At 57.0% G+C, this 2,602-nt stretch carries 2 protein-coding genes and 1 pseudogene; 1 reads left to right on the top strand and 2 read right to left on the bottom strand.

The genetic code is table 11. The annotated features are described in order from the left end of the window. Both AB5164_RS08610 and AB5164_RS08605 read right to left on the bottom strand, forming a co-directional pair. Positions 1–541, bottom strand: a 541-nt coding sequence (locus AB5164_RS08610) for an amino acid ABC transporter permease (RefSeq protein WP_438265625.1), incomplete at its 3' end; no start/stop codon positions are given. Positions 542–691: 150 nt separating this feature from the next. Continuing rightward, a complete protein-coding gene (locus AB5164_RS08605; RefSeq protein ID WP_368143114.1) occupies positions 692–1,552 on the bottom strand; it encodes a transporter substrate-binding domain-containing protein in 861 nt (286 codons plus the stop codon). A gap of 349 nt (positions 1,553–1,901) precedes the next feature. Between AB5164_RS08605 and AB5164_RS08600 the strand changes: the two are divergent. Then, positions 1,902–2,602 (top strand): annotated as a pseudogene (locus AB5164_RS08600) (23S rRNA (uracil-5-)-methyltransferase RumA); the annotation flags it as partial.

Below are 2,602 nucleotides of genomic sequence, written 5' to 3'. Positions count from 1 at the left end.
GCGAGGCAACCAGCGCCTTGGCGGTCGAGAACATCTCACCCACGCCGATGGCGAACGCCAGCGACGTGTCCTTGACCAGTGTGATGATCTCGTTGCCCATCGCCGGCAAAATGCGCTTGGCGACCTGCGGCATCACGATATACAGAAACGTCTGTATGCGCGAGTAACCCAACACCTCGGCAGCCTCGTATTGACCGCGCGGAATGGACTGCAGGCCCGAGCGATAGATCTCGGCAAAGTAGCCGGCGTAGTTGATGATGAATGCCACGACGCACGCCGTCCACTTGGAATCGGGCGTGAGCGAAATGCCAAACACGTAGTACGGGGCAAAGTAGATGGCAAACATCTGCAGCATGAGCGGCGTACCGCGCATGACCGAAATGTAGATGCGCGCAATCCAGCGGAGCGGCGCAATTTTGCTCATGCGCATAAACGCCACGGGGATTCCCAGCGGAATCGACCCGAGCAGCGTCAGTACAAACAGCTGCAAACTGACCAAGAATCCCTGGCCAAGCATCTGCATCATGACTTGAATAGACAACCCAAGCTCTCTTTCACAACAACAGAACAGCGAACCCAATGTTAAAGCGGGTTTTCCAAGTGCCCGAGTTTGCCGTGAAAGAGGAGCGCCGCGTACTAAATGTACGCTAGCGACGGTTTGAACGGCAAAATCGGGTGCCTGGGAAAGCCGCTATTTCAAAACCCAGTTGTCGAAGGATAGACCGTAGCTTGCGTACTTGTCGCACAGGTCCTTGACCGTGCCGTCCTCGTAGAGCGCCTTGAGCGACTCGGTCACGGCATCGGCGGACTTGGTGTCGCCCTTCTTAAAGCCAACGGCGTAGTGCTCGCTAGACAGCGGCTTATCAAGCTGCGTATATGCATCGGGCTTGGCGGCAAGCTGATATTGAGCGATCGAGAGGTCACAGGCAACGGCATCGACCGCGCCACTCTCGAGCTGCATAAAGGCCGTGTTGTACTCGCCGATGGTGTCGAGCGTGGCAAACGTTGCCGCCAAATCCTTCTGGTCGCCCTCGAGCACATCCTGCGCCGCGGAATCGGTCTGGGTAATCACGGTCTTGCCGGCAAGATCGTCCCAGCTCTTGATACCCGCGTCCTTCTTGACCACGAGCACCTGCTCGTTGAGCATGTACGGCTCGGAGAACGTGTAGTCGTCCTCGCGGCCCTCCATGGTAAAGCCGTTCCAGATGCAGTTGATGGCACCCGAGTTGAGCAGCGTGTCCTTGGCATCCCAGTCGATAGCCTCATACTCAACGTCCCAACCCTGCTTGTCGGCAACGGCCTTGGCAAGGTCGAGGTCAAAGCCGGTGTACTCGCCATCGTCGCCCACAAAGCCATACGGAGGATAGGACTTGTCAAAGCCCACCACGAGCTTCTTGGACTCGGCGGCGCCCTTCACGTCCTTGGCTGCGGCAGAGCCAGCAGCGGAGCCCTTGCCGGCACCACCGCCGCAGCCTACCAGGCCAAGGCCAAGCACCGTGGCAAGCGAACCGGCTAGACCAACAAACTGACGACGAGACATATCGGTATTCATGGTATTCCCCCTTGATGGCACTTTAGTTAGGTAAAGTGAGTCATGTAACGTTCAGAATCATACACTCTACCTTGATAAAGTACAAGGGAGGGTTTGCCCGGCGTGGGCGGGGAGCGGCGCGTAATTAAGTTTCCTGCTCTACAGTCCTGCGCAAGACGGAAAGCACATTAAGTGCTTTCCTTTGCGTGCGGAACTCGCGATAAACTTAATTACGCGCCGCTCCCCGCCCACGCCGGGCAAACGTCGTTGGACTTATCGCTGACAGGAAATGGGCACTTGCATATCGTCCGCTAGCTTGGCACGGTACAATGCTTGCAGCTTTCAATTTGTAAATTAGTGGGGTTAATTCATGGCAGAATCTCGTGCGGAGCGTAGGGCTCGTCGTGCTTTGGTGGAGGCGGCTGAGGGGTCGAAGGAGGAGAAATCTTCTACGAAATCCAAGTCTTCTAAAGCTGCAAAAAGCAAGTCGGCCAAGAGCAAGGCTAAGGCCAAGCGCTCTGGCTCTCGTCAGGGTGGAGATAAGGCGTCTCACGTTCGTTCCAAGGGCTCGCGCAAGGATTCGGCTCAGCCTGCTCGTAAAACTGTGGACCCCAAGTCTCCCTGTTCGATCATGAAATCTTGCGGTGGGTGCACGGCGCTCAATCGTCCTTATAAGAAGCAGTTGGCGGCCAAGCAGGCTGCTATGGAGGAGCTTTTTGCTTCGCTTTGTGAGCGTGAGGGTATCGCCGTTGATCCTATTCGCGGTATGGGCGTCACCCTGGGTGACCCGGGTAAATATCCTGCGCCGCGTGGCTTTCGTCATAAGGCCGCCACTCCCTTTGCTCCCGGTAAGGAGGGCGCTGTCCGTTGCGGTTTCTTTGAGCGCGGCACGCACAGAATCGTTGCCGTACCCGAGTGTCCTGTCGAGGCGCCAGGTGCCCGTCAGATTCTCAACGGCATCGCACGCGAAGCTGAGCGGCTGCATATTCCCGCGTTTAATGAGGACAAGCATCTTGGTCTGCTTCGCTATGCCGTCGTCCGCTGCGGTTGGCGTACCGACCAAGTCATGGT

It is taken from the genome of Collinsella aerofaciens (genome assembly GCF_040915425.1).
In the GTDB taxonomy this organism is placed as follows: domain Bacteria; phylum Actinomycetota; class Coriobacteriia; order Coriobacteriales; family Coriobacteriaceae; genus Collinsella; species Collinsella aerofaciens_BW.
The sequence above is the reverse complement of the archived record's forward strand: the minus strand, read 5'-3'. Positions and strand labels throughout refer to the sequence as shown.